We start from the raw sequence: 21521 nt of genomic DNA on the forward strand, positions 1-21521 counted from the left end.
GCCGATATTTCCGGCGGCAGCGCTCGCCGGGGTGCGGCGATGCTCCGGTTCGGGCCACGAAACCGACGAACGTCGATATACCGTGGAGTGCCGGCCGCGCCATGACACCACCCTGCCACCCGGCCGGAACACGGGGGGATCGGCGACATGTCGAGGTTCAAGGGCAATCCGTGGGCCGTGCTGATCGCGCTGTGCCTCGGGTTCTTCATGATCCTGCTGGACACCACGATCGTGACGATCGCGGTGCCGGCGATCAGCGACGGGCTGACCGCCTCGCTCGACGACATCCTCTGGATCCAGAGCGGGTACGTGCTGGTCTACGCGGTACTGCTGATCACCGCCGGCCGGCTCGGCGACATGTTCGGCGGCAAACGGATCTACCTGATCGGCCTGGTGGTGTTCGTGCTCGCCTCGGCCGCCTGCGGACTGGCCCGCAACCCCGACCAGCTGATCGCCGCCCGGCTGGTGCAGGGCGTGGGCGGCGCGCTGCTGAGCCCGCAGACGCTCGCCATCATCAACCGGATCTTCCCGCCGGAACGCCGCGGTGCCGCGTTCGGCGTGTGGGGTGCGGTCGCCGGGGTGGCGGCCATCGCCGGGCCGACGCTCGGCGGGCTGCTCATCACGTACGCCAGCTGGGAGTGGATCTTCTACCTGAACGTGCCGATCGGCATCGTCGGCTTCTTCCTGGCGACGTTCCTCGTCCCGAACATCGCCGAGCACCGCCAGCACCGCCTCGACGTCGTCGGTACGGCGCTGATCACGGTGGCGCTGTTCCTCGTCACGTACGGGCTGATCGAAGGGGAGAAGTACCACTGGGGCAGGGTCTGGCACTTCGTGTCCATCCCGCTGATCATCGCGGTCGGCATCGCGCTGGTGATCGTCTTCCTGATCACCCAGTACCTCGCGGGTCGCGAGCGGCCCCGTCGCCGGCCGGGGCGGGCCGGTCCGGTCGACCCGGAGCAACCGGACACCCGCCGGAAGAACGAGCCGCTGGTGCCGTTCACCATCCTGCGGGACCGCAACTACTCGCTGATGAACTTCGTCGCGATGGCCATGTCGTTCGGGATGATGGGACTGTTCCTGCCGATCACGATCTACCTGCAGTCGGTGCTCGGGCTCTCGGCGTTCGACGCCGGGCTGACGATCGCGCCGATGTCGCTGGTCTCGCTGGTGGTCGCGCCGTTCGCGGGCCGGCTCGCCGACCGGATCGGCGGCAAGTACATCCTGTTCGCCGGGCTGCTGCTGTTCGCCGCCGGGATGGCACTGATCCTGCAGCAGTCCACAGTAGACAGTTCCCGGTGGACGTTCCTGCCCGGGCTGCTGATCTCCGGCCTCGGGATGGGCTGCATCTTCGCGCCGATGACCACCGTGGCGATGCGCAACATCCCCGCCGCGCTGTCCGGCGCCGCCTCCGGCGTCTTCAACACCACCCGGCAGCTCGGCGCCGTGGTCGGCAGCGCCGCGGTCGGCGCGCTGCTGCAGGCGCAGCTGTCCAGCAAGCTCGCCGCGTCCGCCCAGGCGCACGCCGACAAGGTCCCGCCGCAGTTCCGCGCGCAGTTCGTCGCCGGGTTCTCGCACTCGTCCGGCGGGCTGGACGTGGGCAGCCGGCAGAGCCAGGTCAAGGCGCCGCCCGGGATGCCCCAGCAGGCCGTCGAGCAGCTCAAACAGATCGCCGCCGACACGTTCCACGTCGGCTACGTCGACGCGATGCGCCCCACCCTGATCCTGCCCATCGGGGTCCTCGTACTGGCCGCGCTCAGCTGCCTGTTCATCAAGCGCCGCAGCCGATCGCGCGCCGCCACGGCGCCCGCCGTCGACGCCGCCACGGCCGAGCCCGCCGAATGATCGCGGCGTCGGCGGCCGGTCGCCGCCCGGCCCGGAAGCTCGAGCCGTGCGCACATCAGAACGACCACGCCGCCGACGGCCCGTCGCCATCCGAACGACCACGCCGCCGACGGCCCGTCGACGGCCGAACGACCACGCCGGCCTCGGGGATCAGCCGTGCGCGCCGTCGGTCTGGTGCGCGGCGCCGGCGAGCAACGCCCGCAGCTGCTCGCCCTGCGGCCACTGCTGCACCCGGAACCGCGGCGGCGCCAGCCCCGGCACCCGCAACGGCGCCACCGCCCGGACCAGCTCGTCCCAGCCGACCAGCCAGGACTGCCGCCGGTCCGCGCTGACCAGCGCGACCTGATCGGTCTCCGGCAGCAGGGTGGCGACGTCCTGCCGCCAGGTACTCACCGACGGCGCGGCCCCGTCGACCGGCTCGGCCAACAGGTAACTCGCGACCGACACCTGCCGCGCCACCGGCCAGTGCGCGCGCAGCAGATCCGCCTGCACGTCGTACGCCTCGGCGGCGAGCCACCGGTCGGCCCGCATCGCGGCAAGGTGCGCCGGGTGCCCGGGCGGCGGCTGGTACGGCACCACGCGGCCGGCGTCGTCCACCGTGTACCCGGCCGGCGACACCGGCCGGGTGGCACCCCGGAACTCGGCCGCGACCAGGTCGAACACGTCCGCGAGCTGCGGGCCGTCGGCCACTATCAGCAGGCAGTCCCGGTCCGGCGCGAACGCCACCGGCCGGGCGCCCAGCCGCGCCTCGAAACTCGCCAGCCAGCCATCCAGCAGCAACCGGGACACCCAGTACGAGCTGCCGTCGTCGACGAACCGCAGCAGCGCCGGGGCGCCGGACGGCTGGCCCGCCGCCCGATCCCCCGGCACCGCGGCGAGATTTGCCGCCGCGGTCGCGAACACCTCGCCCGCGGACACCCCCCAGGAGGCCACCAGATCGGTGCTGACGTAGCCGATGGTGGTGGGCAGGTCGACCACCACGACCTCGTCCAGCAGCGGCAGCGCGGGACGGCGCAGCAGTTCGGCCTCCGGCCGCCGCGGTGCGCCGGGCACCCAGCGACCGCGGGCCGTGCCGTACAGCAGGGGGCGCAGCAGCGGTGCCGCCTCCGCCCAGCGGGTCGGCACCGAGACCGGCTCGGTCATCCGTGCCACGTAGCGTGCCAGCATCGCGTCCCGCCGGTCACCGGCCAGGCCGGCGCACTCCGCGTAGAGCGTGCCGAGGAACGCCCAGCTCACCACCCCGCCGGCGCTGCGCCGGTAGCCGATCGCGAACCGCTCCGCGGAGTACCAGCTGTCGGTCACGCCGCGGCTGGCGCGGAATCTGTCGAGCAGCTCGGCACCGAACCGATCCTGCATCGATCCGCCCCGCCGCGCCAGGCCGCCGCCCATCTACCGCCTCCCGTGCGTTGTCGCGGGGCCGTCGCCGCGCCCCCGCGTACGGACCGTCGATCCGTACAGACCTTCGCACCGTACCCGGCGGTCGCCACCGCCGTCCTCCACCACCCGGCCGACCCCGCGACCCACCGGCCCGCGTCGCGCCCGCCACCAGCCGGTACACCGCCGGCCCGAAAGCCGGGGCGCCGGCGGTCCCGCGGCCGGGGCGCCGGAGGGCCGCTCAGCCGTCCTCGTCGATCCACTCGCCGTCGACCTCGACGTGCTGCCGGCGAGCCTTGCGTGCCGCCAGCCGCTCGTCGGCCCCGACCCGTCCGTCGTCGTCCAACCGGTAGTCGGTACCCAGCCGGCCCGGAACGAAGTCCTTGTCGGAGAACAGCGTCGGCTCCCAGTCGAACTCGGTCGCGCCGATCCGGACCGGCGCGCCGGGCTGCGCGCCCGCCTTGGCCAGCGCGTCCTCCACGCCCAGCCGGGCCAGCCGGTCGGCCAGGTAGCCGATCGCCTCGTTGTTGGAGAAGTCGGTCTGCCGCACCCAGCGTTCCGGCCGCGGCCCGGTCACCACGAACACCCCGTCGGCATCGACGGCGACGTCGAAGTGGCTCTCGTCCACCGCGGCGGGCCGCAGCACGATCCGGGTCGGCTCGGTCGGCGGATGCTCCTGCCGGTACTGCCGGACCGCGTCGGCCAGCGCGAACGTGAACGGTCGCAGCCCCTCCCGGGTCGCCGCGGACACCTCGAAGATCGGCCACCCGCGCCCGGCCAGGTCGGCCGCCACGATCTCGGCCAGCTCCCGCCCGTGCGGCACGTCCAGCTTGTTCAGCGCCACGATGCGCGGCCGGTCGGCCAACCCGCCGTACGCCGCCAGCTCCGCCTCGATCGCGTCGATGTCGCTGGCCGGATCCCGGCCCGGTTCCTCGGTCGCCAGGTCCACCACGTGCACCAGCACCGCGCACCGCTCGATGTGGCGCAGGAAGTCCAGGCCGAGACCCTTGCCGGTGGCGGCGCCCGGGATCAGCCCCGGGACGTCGGCGATGGTGAACGTGACGTCACCGGCGCGCACCACCCCGAGGTTGGGCTGCAGCGTGGTGAACGGGTAGTCCGCGATCTTCGGCCGGGCCGCGGACAGCACCGAGATCAGCGACGACTTGCCCGCACTGGGGAACCCGACCAGGCCGACGTCGGCGACGCTCTTGAGCTCCACGACCACGTCGGACGACTCACCCGGCTCACCCAGCTCGGCGAACCCGGGCGCCTTGCGCCGGGAGTTCGCCAGCGCCGCGTTGCCCCGCCCGCCGCGCCCGCCGTGCGCGATGACGATGCTGGTACCGGTACCCACCAGGTCGGCGATCACCTCGCCGTCGGCGGTCTGCACCACGGTGCCGTCCGGCACCCGTACCCGCAGGTCCTCGCCGTGCGCGCCGTCCCGGTTCGAGCCCTGGCCGGGCTTGCCGTTCGCGGCCTTCAGGTGCGGTCGGTAGTGGAAGTCCAGCAGGGTGTGTACGCCGGCGTCGACCTCCAGGATGACGTCGCCGCCGCGGCCACCGTTACCTCCGTCCGGCCCACCGAGCGGCTTGAACTTCTCCCGGTGGATCGACATGCAGCCGTGGCCACCGTTACCGGCCTGTACGTGCAGTACGGCCCGATCCACGAACGTGGTCACCGCCGACCTCCCTCACCCCGCCCCATCCGACCACCCACCGGGCGTCGGGTGCGGATACACAAAACGGGCGGGCCGGTGTCCGGCCCGCCCGCGAACGTCTCGAATCGGTGCTACTGCTGCACCGGAACGATGCTGATCACCCGACGGCCGCGCTTGCGGCCGAACTCCACGGCGCCGGCGCTGAGCGCGAACAGCGTGTCGTCCTTGCCCCGGCCGACCAGGTCGCCCGGGTGGAACTTGGTGCCGCGCTGGCGAAGGATGATCTCGCCGGCGTTCACCAGCTGACCACCGAAGCGCTTCACACCGAGCCGCTGAGCGTTGGAGTCGCGGCCGTTGCGCGAACTCGACGCACCCTTCTTGTGTGCCATCTCGGCGCCCTACTTCCCGCTCTCGATGCCGGTCACCTTCACCTGGGTCAGCGGCTGGCGGTGACCCTGGCGCTTGTGGTAGCCGGTCTTGTTCTTGAACTTGTGAATCTTGATCTTGGGGCCCTTGGTGTGGGCGACCAGCTCGCCGGTGACCTCGACCTCGGCCAGCGTGGCCGGGTCGGTGGTGACCGTGGTGGCCTCACCCTCGCCGTCGACGAGCAACACCGTGGGCAGCGTCACCGTGTCGCCGGGCTCACCCTGGAGCTTCTCGACCTCGATCACGTCGCCCTCGGCGACCTTGTACTGCTTGCCGCCGGTCTTGACGATCGCGTACATCGGACGCAGGTCTCCTTCAGTGGTTCAGTGTCACGGTGTCACCGCAGTTCGGTGCTCCTGCGGTGTGGTGGTACCGGGCTGCCGCGCTCGCAGGCGAGGCGCCGCTGCGCCCACCGCCTGCGAATCCAGCGTCCTCGATGCGGGCTCGGGGCAGGCAAGGCCCTGGCGCACGAGGCACCTCCGGTAAGGGTACGGCATGGGGTGCCCGCCGCCCACACCGGCCACCCCGCCCGGAACGTACCGTCCGGGGTCGGTGCCGGTGTGCCGGCGGGGCCGGAACCTCGGCACCGGCCCCGCCGAGCACTCAGCTGTCCGCGGTGACCGGCTCCGCCTCGGCCGCCTTGCGCCGCCGGGTACCGGCCCGCTTGCGCCGGGCCGGGGCCTCGGTGGGCTCGGCATCGACCGTGGCCGGCCCGTCGGCCGCCTCGGCCGGCGCGGAAGTCGAACCGCCGTCGGCCGCCGCGACCGGCCGCTCCGGCACCTCGGCCGCGTCGGCCACCGCCGCCACGGGCTCCTCGGCCACCTCGTCGAGCGCCTTCCCGGCCTTCTCGGCAGCCTTGTCCGCCTTGTCCTTGCGACGGCGTTTGCCCTCGCCGGAGCGCTTGCCCTCGTCACCGGACTGCTTCGACGCCTCCGCGCCGCGGCCGCCGGCATGCTTGGTCGGCTCCAGGTGGACGATCACGCCGCGACCCTTGCAGTGCTCGCAGGTCTCGCTGAACGCGTCGATCAGCGGCTGGCCGACCCGCTTGCGGGTCATCTGCACCAGGCCGAGCGAGGTGATCTCGGTGACCTGGTGCTTGGTCCGGTCCCGGCCCAGGCACTCGGTCAGCCGGCGCAGCACCAGCTCCCGGTTGCTCTCCAGCACCATGTCGATGAAGTCGATCACGATGATGCCGCCGACGTCCCGCAACCGCAGCTGGCGGACGATCTCCTCGGCCGCCTCCAGGTTGTTGCGGGTGACCGTCTCCTCCAGGTTGCCGCCGGAGCCGATGAACTTGCCGGTGTTGACGTCGATCACGGTCATCGCCTCGGTGCGGTCGATGACCAGCGACCCGCCGCTCGGCAGGTACACCTTGCGGTCCAGTGCCTTCAGCAGCTGCTCGTCGATGCGCAGCTCGGTGAACACGTCCTTGGTACCGGTGTGCTGGCTCAGCCGCTCGACCAGGTCGGGCGAGACGTGCTCGACGTACTCGTGCACCAGCTGCCAGGCGTCCGAACCGGCGACGACCAGTTCCTTGAAATCCTCGTTGAACAGGTCCCGGACGACCCGGATCACCAGGTCGGGCTCCTCGTACAGCAGGGACGGCGCGGACGCGGACGCCGACTTCTTCTGGATCGTCTCCCACAGCGCCTGCAGCCGGGTCACGTCGCGGGACAGCTCGTCCTCGCTGGCCCCCTCGGCGGCGGTCCGGACGATCACGCCGGCGTGCTCGGGGACCAGCCGCTTGAGGGCGTCCCGCAGTCGCTTGCGCTCGGTGTCCGGCAGCTTGCGGCTGATCCCGGAGGCGTGCCCACCCGGGACGTACACCAGGTGCCGGCCGGACAGGGTGACGTGGCTGGTCAACCGAGCGCCCTTGTGCCCGATCGGGTCCTTGGTGACCTGCACCAGCACGCTGTCGCCCGGCTTGAGCGCCCGCTCGATGGCGCGGGTGCGGCCCTCCAGCCCGGCCGAGTCCCAGTTCACCTCGCCGGCGTAGAGCACCGCGTTGCGGCCCCGGCCGATGTCGATGAACGCCGCCTCCATGCTGGGCAGGACGTTCTGCACCTTGCCGAGGTAGACGTTGCCGATCATCGTGTTGCTGGTCGACTGCGACACGTAGTGCTCGACCAGCACGTTGTCTTCCAGCACCGCGATCTGGGTGCGGTCGCCGATCTCGCGGACCACCATGCTGCGGTCGACCGCCTCCCGGCGGGCCAGGAACTCCGACTCGGACAGGATCGGCGGGCGGGTGCGGCGCTGCTCACGGCCGTCCCGCCGGCGCTGCCGCTTGGCCTCCAGCCGGGTCGACCCCGACACGCCCTGTACCTCGTCCACCGCCTTGCGCGGTTCGCGCACCTTGACCACGGTGTTCGGCGGATCGTCCGGCGACGGCTCGGTGTCACCGGCCGCACCCCGGCGCCGGCGGCGCCGGCGGCGGCGGCCACCCTCGGACGACTCCTCGTCGGCACCCGCCTCGGCCGGCCCACCCGCGTCGGCGGTCGCGCCGGACTCGGCCTCGGCGGACTCGGCCTCCTCGGCCGCGCCCTTGCCGCGGCCACGGCCGCGCCGGCCACGGCGCCGGCGGTGTCGCCCGTCGGCGTCGTCCTGGGCGTCGTCGTCCTCCTCCGCCACCGGCTCGCTCGGAACCGGCTCGGCCGGTTCGGGTGCCGCCTTCTTGCGGCCACGAGACCGCTCGGGTGCCGGCTCGGCGGTCTCCGCCGCCGACTCCGGCGCCCCCGCCGGCTCGGCCACCGGCGCGCTCGCCGGCGCGGTCACCGGAGCTGTCGCCTCCGGCGCCACGAACAGCACCGGCGGCGCCGCGCTGCGCCGGCGCCGGCGCGAGGTGCCCTGCTCGGGCTCCGCGGGCGGCTCGGCCGCGGTCTCGGCCGGCGCAGGCTTGCCGGCCGGCGGCGTCGCGGTCGACTTGCCGGCACGCCCGGCCGGCGGCGTCGCGGCCGGTCCGGCGGTACCGGTCGGCTCCTCGGCCGCCGCACCGCTCTCGCCGCCGGCGGTCGCCCGGCGGCGGCTGGCCCGCTTGCGCGGCGCCGGCGCCTCGTCGGCGGCGCCGTCCGTGGCGGGCGCCGCGGTCTCGGCGGCCGGCGCTGCCGCCTTCTTCCGGGTCCGGGTCCGGCGTGGCGCCTCCTCGCCGCTGCCGTCGCCGCCGGCGGCGGTGTCCGCGCTGGTCACGGCGGCCTCCGGGGCAGCATCGGCGGGTGCCGGGCGGGTGGCCCGGCGGCCCCGCGACTTCGTGGCGGCGGTCGCTGCCGGGGTGTCGTCCGATCCGGCGGCGCCGCCGTTCGTGCTGGGTGCCGGGTGGGCGGCCGGCTCGCTGGCCGGCCCGCCGACCGTCGCCGGCTCCAGCGGCTTGGGTGGCCCCGCGGAGCGGGTGGCCCGCCGGCGGGTCCGGCTCGCGGCCGGCGCGGCGGGGCTGTCTGCGGTCGGCCGGTCGGCGCCGGACGCGGCTGCCTGCGCTGCGTCCTTGCTGCCTGTCGGCTCGTTGTCGAGCATCCGGGCGTTCTCCAGTTCTACCGCCCCCGGGCGCGAGAGCGCAGCCACGCGGGGGTGGTCCACAAGTCGAGCAGCTCTGCCGAGCCACCCGAAGTCTGCCTACCCGGGCCGTGCGGCCCGGCCGTCAGGTCGACGGGGTTCCGCTGACTGCCCTGTCACGGTCGGCCACGAGCGGATCGATGATCTCGCCCGGCCCGGTGAGCGTGCCCTGCGCCAACCTGGTCACCTTCGGTGGGACCGGCGGCGCCAGCTCGGCCACCACGCGCAGGCCGGCCAGGACGTCATCGGGCCGTACGGACGGGGTTACGTGCCGTACGACTAGATCGAGTATGGCACACGGACCATCCACTCCCCCGGCGGCCGGCGCCGGCGTGGTGTTGCCCACCTCACCGCCGGGCTCCCCCACCGCGGGGACACGCTGCGTGACCGCAAGTCGTACCACCGGCGACCGGGCGTCCATCGTGCGGCGACCGGACTTGGTCGTCCGCTCGACCGGCACCTCGTCCGCGGCGAGGAACGCGGCCACCGCCGCCTCGGCGGTCGAATCGGGCACCCCGGGCAGCCGGAGCACCCAGTGCGAGCCGCTGAGCCGATCGGCGAAGTCGGACGTCCGCGCCTCGACCGCCTCCAGGATGTCCAGACCGGGTGGCAGCGCCGCGTCGAGCGAGCCGCGCAGCCACTCCGGGTCCACCGGTGCCTGCAGGCCGACCTCGAAGTACTCGGCCTCGCTCGCGACACCGGTCGGCGCGGCGGACGCGTAGGAGATCTTCGGGTGCGGGCTGAACCCGGACGAGTAGGCGATCGGTACCGCCGCGCGGCGCATCGCACGCTCCAGCGCGCGGGCGAAGTCGCGGTGCGAGGTGAACGCGAGGCGGCCCCGCTTGGCGTACCGGATGCGGATCTTCTGCACCGTCGGCGCCTGCTGGGTGTCCGGCCTGGGTCGTTGCCTGCTGATCGTCGTGCTCCTCGTGGACTGTGCTGGATCCTGCCGTGGCGGCCCCGAACGGGGCGAACGCCCTGCGCTGCGGACCGCTACGTGTTGACCGGCGTCAGTGGCAGCAGCTTACGGCCGGTGGGACCGATCTGGATCTCGGTGTCCATCGCCGGGCACACCCCGCAGTCGAAGCAGGGCGTCCAGCGGCAGTCGTCCTGCTCGACCTCGCTCAGCGCATCCTGCCAGTCGGCCCACAGCCAGTCGGAGTCGAGCCCGGAGTCGAGGTGGTCCCAGGGCAGCACCTCGGCCTGCTGCCGCTCCCGGGTGGTGTACCAGGCGAGCGACACGCCGAGCGCCGGCAGCTCGGCGTCGCAGGCCGCCACCCACCGGTCGTACGAGAAGTGCTCGGACCAGCCGTCGAACCGGCCGCCGTCGCGCCAGACGTGCTCGATGACCCGGCCGACCCGGCGGTCGCCGCGAGACAGCAGCCCCTCGATGTGGCTGGGCCGCCCGTCGTGGTACCGGTAGCCGATGGCGCGACCGAGCGACCGGTTGCTGTTGATCGCGTCGCGCAGCGCCTTGAGCCGGCGGTCGATCGTCTCCGGGTCGGCCATCGCGGCCCACTGGAACGGCGTGTGCGGTTTCGGCACGAACCCGCCGATGGACACCGTGCAACGGATGTCCCGGCTACCGGTGGTCTGCCGGCCGGTGGTGATCACCTCGTGCGCCAGCCGGGCGATCTGCAGCACGTCGTCGTCGGTCTCGGTGGGCAGCCCGCACATGAAGTAGAGCTTGACCTGGCGCCAGCCGCCCGAGTACGCGGTGACCACGGTGCGGATCAGGTCCTCCTCGGTGACCATCTTGTTGATCACCTTGCGGATCCGCTCCGAGCCGCCCTCCGGCGCGAACGTCAGGCCGGTGCGCCGGCCGTTGCGGGCCAGCTCCTCGGCCAGCTCGACGTTGAACGCGTCGACCCGGGTGGACGGCAGCGACAGCGAGACGTTCGACCCCTGGTACCGGTCGGCCAGGCCGTGCGTGACCGCGCCGATCTCGGAGTGGTCGGCGGACGACAGCGACAGCAGCCCGACCTCGTTGAAGCCGGACTCCTTCAGCCCGTTCTCCACCATGTCGCCGATGGTGGTGATGGACCGCTCCCGGACCGGGCGGGTGATCATGCCCGCCTGGCAGAACCGGCAGCCGCGGGTGCAGCCGCGGAAGATCTCCACCGCGTACCGCTCGTGCACCGTCTCGGCCAGCGGCACCAGCGGCTTCTTCGGGTACGGCCAGGCGTCCAGGTCCATCGTGGTGCGCTTGTGCACCCGGAACGGCACGTCCGGCCGGTTCGGCACGATGCGCTGGATCCGGCCGTCCGGCAGGTATTCCACGTCGTAGAAGCGCGGCACGTAGACCGACTCGGTGCGGGCCAGCCGCAGCAGCAGCTCGTCGCGTCCACCCGGGCTGCCCTCGGCCTTGAAGGCGCGGACGATGTCGGTGATCTCCAGCACCGCCTCCTCGCCGTCACCGAGCACCGCGGCGTCCAGGAAGTCGGCGATCGGCTCCGGGTTGAACGCGGCGTGCCCGCCGGCCAGCACGATCGGGTGGCTGTCGTCGCGGTCCGCGGCGTGCAGCGGGATGCCGGCGAGGTCGAGCGCGGTGAGCAGGTTGGTGTAGCCGAGCTCGGTGGAGAACGAGACGCCGAACAGGTCGAAGTCGCCGACCGGCCGGTGCGCGTCGACGGTGAACTGCGGCACCCGGTGCTCGCGCAGCAGCGCCTCCAGGTCCGGCCAGACCGAGTAGGTGCGCTCGGCGAGCACGTCGTCCTGCTCGTTGAGCACCTCGTACAGGATCTGCACGCCCTGGTTGGGCTGGCCCACCTCGTACGCGTCGGGGTACATCAGGGCCCACCGCACCGCGGCGCCGTCCCACTGCTTGGTGACCGCGCCGAGCTCGCCGCCGACGTACTGGATCGGCTTCTGCACCTGCGGCAGCAGCGGTTCGAGACGGTCGAAGACGCTCTCGCCGGGGCGCCGGGTGGCGGTGTCGGACATGGTTCTCGGGCTCCCGTGCTCGGCTGCTGGTCTGTGCTCGGCTGCTGAACCGTGGTCCAGCCGTGGTCCGGCTGCTGGCGGCGCCGGCCGGAACAAACCCCCAGACTACGCGGCCCGGTCCGGCGCGCGGTGTGCCGCCCGGGTACCGGCCGGCCAGCGGGACGATCGCCGCATATGCCGCAGAGCGCTCAGTCGACCTCGGGTTGCAGGGTGCGATCGGCGTGGTGCCGGGCGAGCAGCGCCAGCTCGTCGGCGTTCGTCCGGCGGTCGGACAGTTCCGGCAGGTCGTCGAGCGCGAAGAAGCCGACCCCGGTGGTCTCGCCGTCCAGCCCGGCCCGCGGTTCGGCATCGTCGAGCCGGTCACAGACGAAGAACATCTTGTAGATGTGCCACATCCCGTGCGCTAAATGTCCATTGTGGAGAGTGCCGTCGAAGATCGCGGCCAGGTGCGCGGCCCGTACCCGCAGGCCGGCCTCCTCGGCGAACTCGCGCTCGGTGGCACGCCGCGGGGTGTCCAACGCGTCGATCCACCCGCCGGGCAGGGTCCACCGGCCGTCGACCCGCTCCCGGACCAGCAACACCCGGCCCGCCTCGTCGAAGACGGCGCCTCGGCAGTCCAGCTTCGGCGTGGCGTGCCCGGTCTCGGCGACGATCGCCTGGTGGAACTGCTCCGGATCGGCGCGGGCGATCATCCCGTACAGCTCGGCGGTCAGCTCCTGGATCCGCCGGTACCGGTCCAGCTCGTACTTGTCGGTCGAGTAGTGGAGCCCGTTCTGCGCCATCGCGCCGAGCTCGATCGCCATCTCGTGCAACCTGCCCGCGACATCCTGAGCCATGCTCCGCATCCTGCCACGCGAACCGGACGGCGGCGGATGGCCGACCGCCGGGTGCCCGCCACCCCGTGGCGACCCCGGCGCCGCCGGAAATGCGGTGCGGTCCGGGCCGGTACCGGCCATCCTCGGCGGATGGACGCGTTGCTGACCGGATCCGGGGGCACCCGGCTGCGCTGGGACCAGCTGCCCGAACGGATCCGCGACGAGGTGCAGCGCCGGCTCGGCGACCGGGTCGTCGCCGCGCACGTGCAGCACGGCGGGTTCTCCCCCGCCTTCGCCGGCCGGCTCCGGCTCGCCGGCGGCGGCCGGGTGTTCGTCAAGGCCGGCAGCGCCGCGCACGACGCGCACATCGGTACCGCGTTCCGGCACGAGGCGCGCGTCGTCGCCGGGCTGCCCGAGCACGCCCCGGCGCCGCGGCTGCGCTGGTGGTTCGACGACGGCGACTGGGTGGTACTGGCGTTCGACGAGGCCACCGGTGCACCACCGGCACTGCCCTGGCGCCGGACCGACCGGGACCGGGTGCTCGCCGCCCTCACCGCGCTCGCGGCCGACCTGACCCCGGCGCCGAAGGTACCGGTGCCCGACCTCGACGACGAGAACGCGTTCCCGCTCGACGGATTCCGTACCCTCGCCGCCGGCCCGACCGAGCAGTTGGCCGCACCAGCAACCGAGCCGCTCGCCGCCGCACCCACCGAGCCGCTCGCCGCAGCACCCACCGAGCCGCTCGCCGCCGCACCCACCGAGCCGCTCGCCGCAGCACCCACCGAGCCGCTCGCCGCCGCACCCACCGAGCCGCTCGCCGCCGCACCCACCGAGCCGCTCGCCGCCGCACCCACCGAGCGGCTCGCCGCTGGGTACCCGTGGGTGGCCGCCGAGTTGGCCACCCTGGCGTCGTGGGAGGCGCGCTGGCCCGAGGTCGCCGGCGGGGACACGTTGCTGCACGGCGACCTGCGGGCCGACAACCTGCTGCTGACCGACGAGCGGGTGCTGTTCGTGGACTGGCCGGGCGCGGTGCGCGGGGTCGCCTGGTTCGACCTGGTGGCGTTCCTGCCCAGCCTGATGATGCAGGGCGGCGGGGACGGGGCGCGGATCCTCGCCACCCACCCGCTCACCGCCGGGGTGGAGCCCGCCGCGCTGACCGCCGGGCTGGTCGCGATCACCGGGTACTTCGTGTCCCAGTCGCTGCTGCCCGCGCCGACCCGGCTGCCGCGCATCCGCGAGTTCCAGCGCGCCCAGGCGCTGTCGGCGATCGATCTGCTGCGCACCCGGCTCTGACCACCTCGGGTGCGGCACCGCTCCGACGGCTGCCGGCCGGAGGCGCCGGCACCGCGGCCGACGGCTGCCCGGCCGGGCCGCCGACCCCGCGGACGCGGCCGCCGTGCAAGGGTGCCGGACGCTCGGGCGCGGGGTGGCATCGTTCCGGACAACGCACGGTACCGTCGCGGGATGGCGGAGTATCACCGGCGGCGGCGCCGGGTGCGGCGGGACGGTTCGCCCCGGCAGCAGCCCGAACCCGACCGGACGCCGCCCGATGCCCGCGCCGGCGAGCCGGCCTCCGGCGACAGGATGACGCCCGCCGGCGAGCCGGCCCCCGCGGACCGGACGGGCTCCGGCGGGGAGGCGACGACCGATGGCCGAACCGCCCCGGCCGACGGTCCCCCGCCGGTCGGGGCGCCACCCGCCACCGATCCGGCGCCATCCCGCGCCACCGATCCGGCGCCATCCCGGCCCGGCGCGGACCGCACCGCCACCCGGCCGCGACCCGGCCCGGACCGCGGCACCCGACCACGAACCGAGGCAGGCCGCGGCACCCGGCCCGAGCCGAACCAGGGCACCCGCTCCCGGCCCGAGCCGGACCAAGGCACCCGGCCCCGGCCCGAGCCGAACCAGGGCACCCGCTCCCGGCCCGAGCCGGACCAAGGCACCCGGCCCCGGCCCGAGCCGAACCAGGGCACCCGCTCCCGGCCCGAGCCGGACCAAGGCACCCGGCCCCGGCCCGAGCCGAACCAGGGCGCCCGCTCCCGGCCCGAGCCGGACCAAGGCACCCGGCCCCGGCCCGAGCCGAACCAGGGCGCCCGCTCCCGGCCCGAGCCGGACCAAGGCACCCGCTCCCGGCCCGAGCCGAACCAGGGCGCCCGCTCCCGGCCCGAGCCGGACCGCGGCACCCGGCCGCGGCCGAAACCCGACGCGAGTGCGCGCCGGCAGCGGCGGCGGCCGGCGGAGACGCCGGTACCGCGACCGCCCCGGCACCACCCGGAGCCGGATCGGCGGGCCGAGGAGCCGCGGCCTCGGCCACGTGCCGGCGACGAAGCGGCGGACGGCGAGCGCGGGCTGCGCGGCCTGGTCGGTGCCGGCAACTCCCAGCTGAACACCGGGGCGGCGCTGCGGGCCCGGGACGCCGCCCGGCCGACCGAGGCCGACCTGACCGCGGCCGAGCGCGACCTGACCATCGTGCGCCGGCACTGGGTGCCGCGCGACCCGGCCTGAGCACGGCGTTCCTGGGCACAGCGAGTACGGCGTTCCGGAAAGGACTGGCATGGCGGAGGATCCGGCCCGGCCGGCGATCGACATCAGCCGGGCGAACCCGGCCCGCATCTACGACTACCTGCTCGGCGGCGCGCACAACTTCGAGGTGGACCGGCGGGCCGGCGACCAGATGCTGCCGACGGCGCGGCAGACCGCCCGGATCAACCGCGGTTTCCTGCGCCGGGCCGTGCGGTTCCTCGCCGAGCAGGGCATCGACCAGTTCCTCGACCTGGGGTCCGGGATCCCGACCGTCGGCAACGTGCACGAGATCGCGCGGCGGGTGAACCCGGCGGCCCGGGTGGTGTACGTGGACAACGAGCCGGTCGCGGTGGCGTACGCGCAGCAACTGCTCGCCGAGGACGCGCAGACCGAGATGGTCGACGCCGACGTCCGCGACCCGGACGCGGTCTGGCGCAGCGAGGCGGCCCGCCGGCTGCTCGACCCGGACCGGCCGATCGCGGTACTGCTCGCCGCGGTGCTGCACTTCGTGCCCGACGGCGACGATCCCGCCGGCATCGTCGCCGGGTACGTCGACCGGGCCGGGACGGGCAGTTGCCTGGCGCTGTCGCATTACACGGCGGACGCTTGGCAGGCCGACCAGCAGCGCAACGCGGACCGCGCCGGCGAGGACTACCGGCGCAACACCAGTACGCCGGTGGTGCCCCGGAGCCGGGCCGAGCTGGCCGCGCTGCTGACCGGACTGGAGCTGCTGCCGCCGGGGATCACCTGGGCGCAGGACTGGCGTCCCGATGCGGCGGAGCCGCCGGCGGGCGTGCACGACATCTACGCCGTGGTCGCGCGCCGGCCCTGAGCGTGCCGCCGGGCGGCGGCTTCAGGGCAGCTGCGGTACCGCGTGGGTCTGCTCGTAGTCGGCGATCTGCGCGATCCGCCGGCGGTGCCGTTCGCCCTGCGAGAACGGCGTGTCGAGGAAGGTACGGACCAGCTCGAGCGCCTGCTCGGCGGGGTGCATCCGGGCGCCGATGCCGACGACGTTGGCGTCGTTGTGCTCCCGGGCCAGCCGGGCGGTCTCGGTGTTCCAGGCGAGCGCCGCCCGCACCCCGGGCACCTTGTTCGCGGCGATCTGCTCGCCGTTGCCGGAGCCGCCGATGACCACGCCGAGGCTGCCGGGGTCGGCGACGACCCGGGCGCCGGTGGCGAGGCAGAAGGCCGGGTAGTCGTCGTTCTCGTCGTAGCTGGTGGCGCCGACGTCGACGACGTCGTGGCCGGTGGCGGCGAGCGCCGTCAGCAGGTGTGCCTTCAGCTCGAAGCCCGCGTGGTCGGAACCGAGGTAGACGCGCATGTCGCCAGTCTGTCAGGCACCGGCACCGGCCGCGTCGGGCGGTGCCCGACACAGCCCAGCCGGGCTGCTATACACCACGCGTATAAACTATGTGTATAGTCGCGACCATGTCGATCGGACTGACGTTGCTGGGCCTGCTGGAGCCCGGCCCGCGGCACGGGTACGACCTGAAACGCGCCTACGACGAGCACTTCGGCCAGGACCACCCGCTGCACTACGGGCAGGTGTACGCGACGCTGTCCCGGCTGCTGAAGAACGGGCTGGTGGAACTCACGGCGGTCGAGCCGGGCGCCGGGCCGGACCGCAAGCGGTACGCCATCACCGACGCGGGCGTCACCGACCTCGCCGCCTGGCTCGCCCGGCCGGAACAGCCCGAGCCGTACCTGCAGAGCACGCTCTACACCAAGGTCGTCCTGGCGCTGCTGAGCGGCCGCTCCGCCGTCGACATCCTGGACGCCCAGCGCACCGCGCACCTCGCGCTGATGCGCACGCTCACCCGGCGCAAGTCCGGCGGCGACCTCGCCGACCAGCTGATCTGCGACCACGCGCTGTTCCACCTGGAGGCGGACCTGCGCTGGCTGGAACTGACCGCCGCCCGACTCGACGCACTCGCCCAGGAGGTCGTCCGATGACCGCACCCACCGTGCCGCCGCTGCTGCGCGGGCACGACCTGCACCGTACGTTCGGGGCGACACCGGCGCTCGCCGGCGCGAGCATCGCGATCCGCCCCGCCGAGATCGTCGCCGTGATGGGTCCCTCCGGGTCCGGCAAGTCGACGCTGCTGCACTGCCTCGCCGGCATCCTGCGCCCGGACAGCGGCGAGGTCCGGTACGGCGAGGTCGACGTCGCCGCCGCCTCCGACCGGGCCCGCAGCGCGTTGCGGCGCACCGAGTTCGGGTTCGTGTTCCAGTTCGGCCAGCTGGTGCCGGAGCTGACCTGCGTGGAGAACGTGGCGCTGCCGTTGCGGCTGGCCGGCGCCCGCCGCCGGGCGGCGGAACGAACCGCGCTCGACTGGCTGCGGCGGCTCGACGTGGCGGAGATGGCCGGCAAGCGGTCCGGCGAGGTGTCCGGCGGGCAGGGCCAGCGGGTCGCGGTGGCGCGCGCGCTGGTCACCGAGCCGCGGGTGCTGTTCGCCGACGAACCGACCGGCGCCCTCGACTCGTACCACGGCGAGCAGGTGATGCGGCTGCTGACCGACGCCGCCCGGCAGAGCGGCGCATCCGTCGTGCTGGTCACGCACGAGCCGCGGGTCGCCGCGTACGCCGACCGCGAGGTCATCGTGCGCGACGGCCGCACCCGGGACGTGGAGCTCGTCGGATGAGGCGGCTGGTACGCGACCTGGCGCTGGGCAGCCGGCTGGTCCTCGGCGGCGGCCCGACGGCCTGGCTGCGGCTGACGTTGACCGCGGTCGGTGTCGGGCTCGGCGTCGCCCTGCTGCTGCTCGCGACCGCGGCGCCGACCATCCTGGCCGGGCACCGGCAGCGCAGCGACGCCCGGGACGTCGTCTACTCCGACGGCCCGGCGACCGCGCGCACCCTACTGGTCCACCAGGCCTCGGACGTCTACCGGGGCCACCCGGTCTACGGCATGCTGGTCCAACCGGACGGCGCCGACCCGTCGGTACCGCCGGGGCTGTCCCGGCTGCCGGGGCCGGGCGAGATGGTGGTGTCGCCGGCGCTGCGCCGGTTGCTCGCCGGCCCGGACGGCGCCGAACTGCGCAGCCGGTACCGATCCCGGGTGGTCGGCACGATCGGCGACGCGGGCCTGTCCGGCCCCCGGGAGTACGCGTTCTACCTGGGCAGCGACCGGCTGACCGGCCGGGGCGAGCGGATCGCCCGGTTCGGTTCCGAGCATCGGTCCCAGCCGCTGGATCCGACCCTGATGCTGCTCACCGTCGTCGGCATCACGGTGCTGCTGGTGCCGGTCACGGTCTTCATCGCGACCGCGGTGCGGTTCGGGTCCGCGGCCCGGGACCGGCAACAGGCGGCGCTGCGCCTGGTCGGCGCGGACCGCGCGATGACCCGGCGGATCGCGTCGGCCGAGGCGCTGCTCGGCGCGCTGGCCGGCCTGGTCGTCGGCGCGGTGCTGTTCGCCGCCGGCCGGCAGCTGGTCGAGTTCGTCACCTTCGACGGGGTCAGCATCTTCGGCTCCGACATCCGCCCCCAGCCGGTACTGGCCGCGCTGGTCGCGGTGGCACTGCCGGTGGCGGCGGTCGCGATCACGCTGATCACCCTGCGCCGGGTGGTGGCCGAACCGCTCGGCGTCGTGCGGCACGCCGCCGGCCGGCGCCGGCGGGTCTGGTGGCGGCTGGTCCTCGCGGTGCTGGGGCTCGCGTTGCTGGCGGTCGCCGGCCTCGGCCCGGCCCGTACCAGCGGCCTGCAGTTGCAGTTCGTCGGGGCGGGCGTGCTGGTACTGCTGGCCGGCGCCGCGGTGCTGCTGCCGTGGTTGGTCGAGTTCGTGGTGCGGCGGTTGCGTGCCGGCGGGGTGTCCCGCCAGCTCGCCGTGCGGCGGCTGCAGCTCGACGGCGGTACCGCGGCGCGCGCCGTCACCGGCATCACGGTCGCGGTGGCCGGCGCGATCGCGCTGCAGACCCTGTTCGCCGGGGTCAGCCACGGCTACGTGCACTCCACCGGGCAGGATCCGAGCCGGATGCAGGTGGTGATCGAAGGCACCGTACCGATGACCGGGGCCGAGCGGGCCGGGCTGGCCACGAAGCTGCGGCACACCGACGGCGTGCGCCAGGTCCGGGCGTACGGCTCCGTTGCCCTCGCCTCGACCGACGACCCGCAGCTGTACTGGCAGGCGGTGGTCGCCGACTGCACCACGTTGCGGGTGTTCGCCGCGCTCGACGACTGCACCGACGGCGACGCGTTCGGGGTCCGAGACACCGAAATCCGGGCACCGCGCCCCGGCGAGCCGGTCCAGCTCGCCGACTCCGGGCACGGCGCCCGGCTGCACCTGCCGGCGGAGCTGCGTACCGTCCGGGCGCGGACCGATCCGACCGGCTCCACCCGTGCCGGGGTGCTGCTCACTCCCGCCGCGGCACGCCGGCTGCCGGTGTTCGGCGGGCGACTGCCGACCGCCGGCTTCGTGGCCACCGACCCGGCCGTGCGGTACGCGTACGACCACGTGGTGACCACGACGATCCGGGTCGACCCGACCGCGTCGGTGTTCTCGTTGAACGCCACCACGGTCGACACCCGGTTCGGCACGGTGCAGCGCGGGCTGCTGCTCGGCGCCACCGCGGTTCTGCTGGTTATCGGTGCGAGCCTGCTGACCACGGTGCTGGAGCAGCTGCGGTCCCGGCGCGGGCCGCTGGCGGTGCTCAGCGCGTTCGGTGCCCGGCGCAGCACGCTGACGATCTCGGTGCTGTGGCAGACCGCCATCCCGATGTTCCTCGGCCTGCTGCTCGCGGTGGCGACCGGCCTGGTGCTCGGCGCCGTACTGCTGCACCTGTCGCACGCCTCGATCTGGTTCGACGCGACCGGCATCCTGGGCCTGACCGGCGCCGCCGCCGCGGTGGTCACCCTGGTCACCCTGCTCAGCGTGCCGGCACTGTGGCGGATGATGCGCCCGGAGGCGATGCGTACCGAGTAGCCACCCGCCGCGGCATCGGACCACGGGTGCCGGGACCGCGACGGGAGCGGGTGTGCCGGGCCGCCGCGGGTCAGGCGGCGGCCCGGCACCACCCGGCGCTGCCGGTCGGCCGGATCAGGCCGGGACCGGGGCCGGGACGGCCGCGGCGGCGCGGTCGAGTTCGGCCGTGCGGCGGGCGATCGCCGGGCCGAGCGCGAGCACCCCGACCGCGGTGACCAGCCCGCCGCAGAGGGCGAACCACCAGACCACCGCCGGGCCGGCCACCGCGTACACGGCGGTCGCCGCGGACAGCGCACCGAACCGGCCCAGGCCCCACACCCAACCGAAGCTGCCCTGGTACCGGCCGCGCGCATCGGCCGGCGCCAGCCCGGCCACGATCGAGTCGGCGATCCCGCTCGCCATCGCCTCGCCGAGCGACCAGACCACCACGGTCACCGCGTACGACCACGGGTGGTGCACCAGGCCGGTACCGCCGACCCCGACGGCGACCAGTACCGAGGCCGCCACGTACACCCGGACCTGGTGGAACCGGGCGAACACCCGGGCGGCGACCGGCTGCAGCAACACCACGAGTACCGCGTTGAGCGCCGCCATCGCGCCGTAGGTGCCGGTGGACAGGCCGTCGTCGCGGATCGCGAGCGGCAGGCACACCTCGGTCAGCGAGTAGATCAGCAGCCCGACGCCGAACAGCGGCAGCAGCGTGCGCAGCAGCGGATCGCGCAGCACCACCCCGTAGCCGCGACCGGAGGTGGTGCCGGTCGGGGCGACGAACCGGCCGGCCGGCAGCAACGCGACCGCGATCCCGGCGAACGCCAGCGAGCTGGCCGCATCCACCGCGAACAGCAGCCAGTACCCGTGCGCGGCGAGGTAGCCGCCGAGCAGGCCGGCGACGGCGGTGCCGATGTTGACCGCCCAGTGCGACAGCGCGAAGGCCGCGCGGCGCCGCGCGACCGGCACCGAGTCGGCGAGCAGGGCGCCCGCCGCCGGGCCGACCATCGATCCGGCCAGGCTGAGCAGCGCGGCGGCGAGCGCGAGCAGCGCCACGTTCGGCGCGGCGAACAGGCAGCCCTGCGCGGCGGCGGTACCGACCAGGCCGCCGAGGATGGTGCCGCGCCGGCCGAGCCGGTCCGCGAGCAGCCCGCCGAGTGCGGGCCCGACCAGGTTCCCGACGCCGAGCGCGGTGAGCACGTACGGGATCTGCGCGGTGTCGATGCCGCGGGCGCCGAGGAAGAAGACCAGGAACGGGGTGACGACGTAGCCGAGCCGGTTGACGACGGTCCCGGCGAACAGGACCCAGGCGGTGCGGGGCAGGCCGCTGAACGTGGTGAGCACGACCGGATCGTCCAGCGACACCTGCGCCGGCACCATCGATTAAGCTCAGACCGAATCCATCGGCGATTCTCGGGGGGTGCGGACCGTTGGTCGCGGCTCCCCGGGGGCCGATGCGGGGGCGCACCGGTCGGGCGGCTCGCGC

17 protein-coding genes are annotated in these 21521 nt (G+C 74.3%); 7 read left to right on the forward strand and 10 right to left on the reverse strand.

The annotated features are described in order from the left end of the window. The first annotated feature begins 147 nt into the window (after positions 1-147). Entirely contained in the window at positions 148-1845 is a 1698-nt protein-coding gene (locus tag Athai_RS20885) for an MFS transporter (RefSeq protein ID WP_203963066.1), read from the forward strand. 150 nt (positions 1846-1995) lie between these two features. Here Athai_RS20885 and Athai_RS20890 read toward each other — a convergent pair whose 3' ends face one another. From Athai_RS20890 to Athai_RS20925, 8 genes are all read right to left on the reverse strand, one after another. Continuing rightward, entirely contained in the window at positions 1996-3201 is a 1206-nt protein-coding gene (locus Athai_RS20890; RefSeq protein ID WP_203963067.1) for a DUF1444 domain-containing protein, read from the reverse strand. Positions 3202-3460: 259 nt separating this feature from the next. Next, a complete protein-coding gene (obgE, locus tag Athai_RS20895) occupies positions 3461-4897 on the reverse strand; it encodes a GTPase ObgE (protein WP_203963068.1) in 1437 nt (478 codons plus the stop codon). 110 nt (positions 4898-5007) lie between these two features. Further along, entirely contained in the window at positions 5008-5265 is a 258-nt protein-coding gene (gene rpmA, locus Athai_RS20900) for a 50S ribosomal protein L27 (protein WP_203963069.1), read from the reverse strand. A 9-nt stretch (positions 5266-5274) separates the two neighbouring features. Next, the gene (gene rplU, locus Athai_RS20905; protein ID WP_203963070.1) at positions 5275-5601 is read right to left on the reverse strand and encodes a 50S ribosomal protein L21; all 327 of its coding nucleotides are present in this window, start codon (positions 5599-5601) and stop codon (positions 5275-5277) included. Positions 5602-5905: 304 nt separating this feature from the next. Next, positions 5906-8809: an Rne/Rng family ribonuclease gene (locus tag Athai_RS20910; RefSeq protein WP_203963071.1), complete on the reverse strand. Its 2904-nt coding sequence runs from the start codon at positions 8807-8809 to the stop codon at positions 5906-5908. Positions 8810-8933: 124 nt separating this feature from the next. Continuing rightward, on the reverse strand, positions 8934-9719 hold the full coding sequence (locus Athai_RS20915; RefSeq protein WP_203963072.1) for a TIGR03936 family radical SAM-associated protein: 786 nt from the start codon (positions 9717-9719) through the stop codon (positions 8934-8936). 122 nt (positions 9720-9841) lie between these two features. After that, on the reverse strand, positions 9842-11791 hold the full coding sequence (locus Athai_RS20920) for a TIGR03960 family B12-binding radical SAM protein (protein ID WP_203963073.1): 1950 nt from the start codon (positions 11789-11791) through the stop codon (positions 9842-9844). A gap of 188 nt (positions 11792-11979) precedes the next feature. Beyond that, positions 11980-12627, reverse strand: a complete 648-nt coding sequence (locus tag Athai_RS20925; protein WP_203963074.1) for an NUDIX hydrolase N-terminal domain-containing protein — start codon at positions 12625-12627, stop codon at positions 11980-11982. 129 nt (positions 12628-12756) lie between these two features. Between Athai_RS20925 and Athai_RS20930 the strand changes: the two genes are divergently transcribed. The 3 genes from Athai_RS20930 to Athai_RS20940 all read left to right on the forward strand — a co-directional run bounded on the left by Athai_RS20930 (position 12757) and on the right by Athai_RS20940 (position 15961). Next, entirely contained in the window at positions 12757-13899 is a 1143-nt protein-coding gene (locus tag Athai_RS20930) for a phosphotransferase (RefSeq protein ID WP_203963075.1), read from the forward strand. Between the two features lie 171 nt (positions 13900-14070). Continuing rightward, positions 14071-15111, forward strand: a complete 1041-nt coding sequence (locus tag Athai_RS20935) for a hypothetical protein (protein WP_203966764.1) — start codon at positions 14071-14073, stop codon at positions 15109-15111. Positions 15112-15160: 49 nt separating this feature from the next. Further along, a complete protein-coding gene (locus Athai_RS20940) occupies positions 15161-15961 on the forward strand; it encodes an SAM-dependent methyltransferase (RefSeq protein WP_203963076.1) in 801 nt (266 codons plus the stop codon). Positions 15962-15982: 21 nt separating this feature from the next. Here Athai_RS20940 and Athai_RS20945 read toward each other — a convergent pair whose 3' ends face one another. After that, entirely contained in the window at positions 15983-16450 is a 468-nt protein-coding gene (locus tag Athai_RS20945; RefSeq protein WP_203963077.1) for a ribose-5-phosphate isomerase, read from the reverse strand. A gap of 107 nt (positions 16451-16557) precedes the next feature. On the opposite strand from Athai_RS20945, the gene Athai_RS20950 reads away from it, so the two are divergent. The 3 genes from Athai_RS20950 to Athai_RS20960 are packed head-to-tail and all read left to right on the forward strand — an operon-like array spanning position 16558 to position 20047. Next, a complete protein-coding gene (locus Athai_RS20950) occupies positions 16558-17082 on the forward strand; it encodes a PadR family transcriptional regulator (RefSeq protein WP_203963078.1) in 525 nt (174 codons plus the stop codon). Continuing rightward, positions 17079-17771, forward strand: coding sequence for an ABC transporter ATP-binding protein (locus tag Athai_RS20955; RefSeq protein WP_203963079.1), 693 nt, complete (start codon positions 17079-17081; stop codon positions 17769-17771). Before Athai_RS20950 ends, Athai_RS20955 begins: the two co-directional genes overlap by 4 nt. Beyond that, positions 17768-20047 carry an FtsX-like permease family protein gene (locus tag Athai_RS20960; RefSeq protein ID WP_203963080.1) on the forward strand — a complete coding sequence of 760 codons (2280 nt, stop codon included), beginning with the start codon at positions 17768-17770 and terminating at the stop codon, positions 20045-20047. The genes Athai_RS20955 and Athai_RS20960 overlap by 4 nt, the downstream gene beginning before the upstream one ends. Positions 20048-20161: 114 nt before the next feature. On the opposite strand, the gene Athai_RS20965 is transcribed toward Athai_RS20960, so the two are convergent. Then, entirely contained in the window at positions 20162-21415 is a 1254-nt protein-coding gene (locus Athai_RS20965) for an MFS transporter (protein WP_203963081.1), read from the reverse strand. Between the last annotated feature and the right edge of the window lie 106 nt (positions 21416-21521).

Source organism: Actinocatenispora thailandica (assembly GCF_016865425.1).
Lineage (GTDB): Bacteria > Actinomycetota > Actinomycetes > Mycobacteriales > Micromonosporaceae > Actinocatenispora > Actinocatenispora thailandica.

What these genes read in the sequence shown, in the direction of transcription:
- Athai_RS20885 (WP_203963066.1), top strand. Translation starts at nt 148, where the DNA reads ATGTCGAGGTTCAAGGGCAATCCGTGGGCCGTGCTGATCGCGCTGTGC.
- Athai_RS20890 (WP_203963067.1), bottom strand. Translation starts at nt 3,201, where the DNA reads ATGCAGGATCGGTTCGGTGCCGAGCTGCTCGACAGATTCCGCGCCAGC.
- rpmA (WP_203963069.1), bottom strand. Translation starts at nt 5,265, where the DNA reads ATGGCACACAAGAAGGGTGCGTCGAGTTCGCGCAACGGCCGCGACTCC.
- rplU (WP_203963070.1), bottom strand. Translation starts at nt 5,601, where the DNA reads ATGTACGCGATCGTCAAGACCGGCGGCAAGCAGTACAAGGTCGCCGAG.
- Athai_RS20910 (WP_203963071.1), bottom strand. Translation starts at nt 8,809, where the DNA reads ATGCTCGACAACGAGCCGACAGGCAGCAAGGACGCAGCGCAGGCAGCC.
- Athai_RS20920 (WP_203963073.1), bottom strand. Translation starts at nt 11,791, where the DNA reads ATGTCCGACACCGCCACCCGGCGCCCCGGCGAGAGCGTCTTCGACCGT.
- Athai_RS20925 (WP_203963074.1), bottom strand. Translation starts at nt 12,627, where the DNA reads ATGGCTCAGGATGTCGCGGGCAGGTTGCACGAGATGGCGATCGAGCTC.
- Athai_RS20930 (WP_203963075.1), top strand. Translation starts at nt 12,757, where the DNA reads ATGGACGCGTTGCTGACCGGATCCGGGGGCACCCGGCTGCGCTGGGAC.
- Athai_RS20935 (WP_203966764.1), top strand. Translation starts at nt 14,071, where the DNA reads ATGGCGGAGTATCACCGGCGGCGGCGCCGGGTGCGGCGGGACGGTTCG.
- Athai_RS20940 (WP_203963076.1), top strand. Translation starts at nt 15,161, where the DNA reads ATGGCGGAGGATCCGGCCCGGCCGGCGATCGACATCAGCCGGGCGAAC.
- Athai_RS20945 (WP_203963077.1), bottom strand. Translation starts at nt 16,450, where the DNA reads ATGCGCGTCTACCTCGGTTCCGACCACGCGGGCTTCGAGCTGAAGGCA.
- Athai_RS20950 (WP_203963078.1), top strand. Translation starts at nt 16,558, where the DNA reads ATGTCGATCGGACTGACGTTGCTGGGCCTGCTGGAGCCCGGCCCGCGG.
- Athai_RS20955 (WP_203963079.1), top strand. Translation starts at nt 17,079, where the DNA reads ATGACCGCACCCACCGTGCCGCCGCTGCTGCGCGGGCACGACCTGCAC.
- Athai_RS20960 (WP_203963080.1), top strand. Translation starts at nt 17,768, where the DNA reads ATGAGGCGGCTGGTACGCGACCTGGCGCTGGGCAGCCGGCTGGTCCTC.
- Athai_RS20965 (WP_203963081.1), bottom strand. Translation starts at nt 21,415, where the DNA reads ATGGTGCCGGCGCAGGTGTCGCTGGACGATCCGGTCGTGCTCACCACG.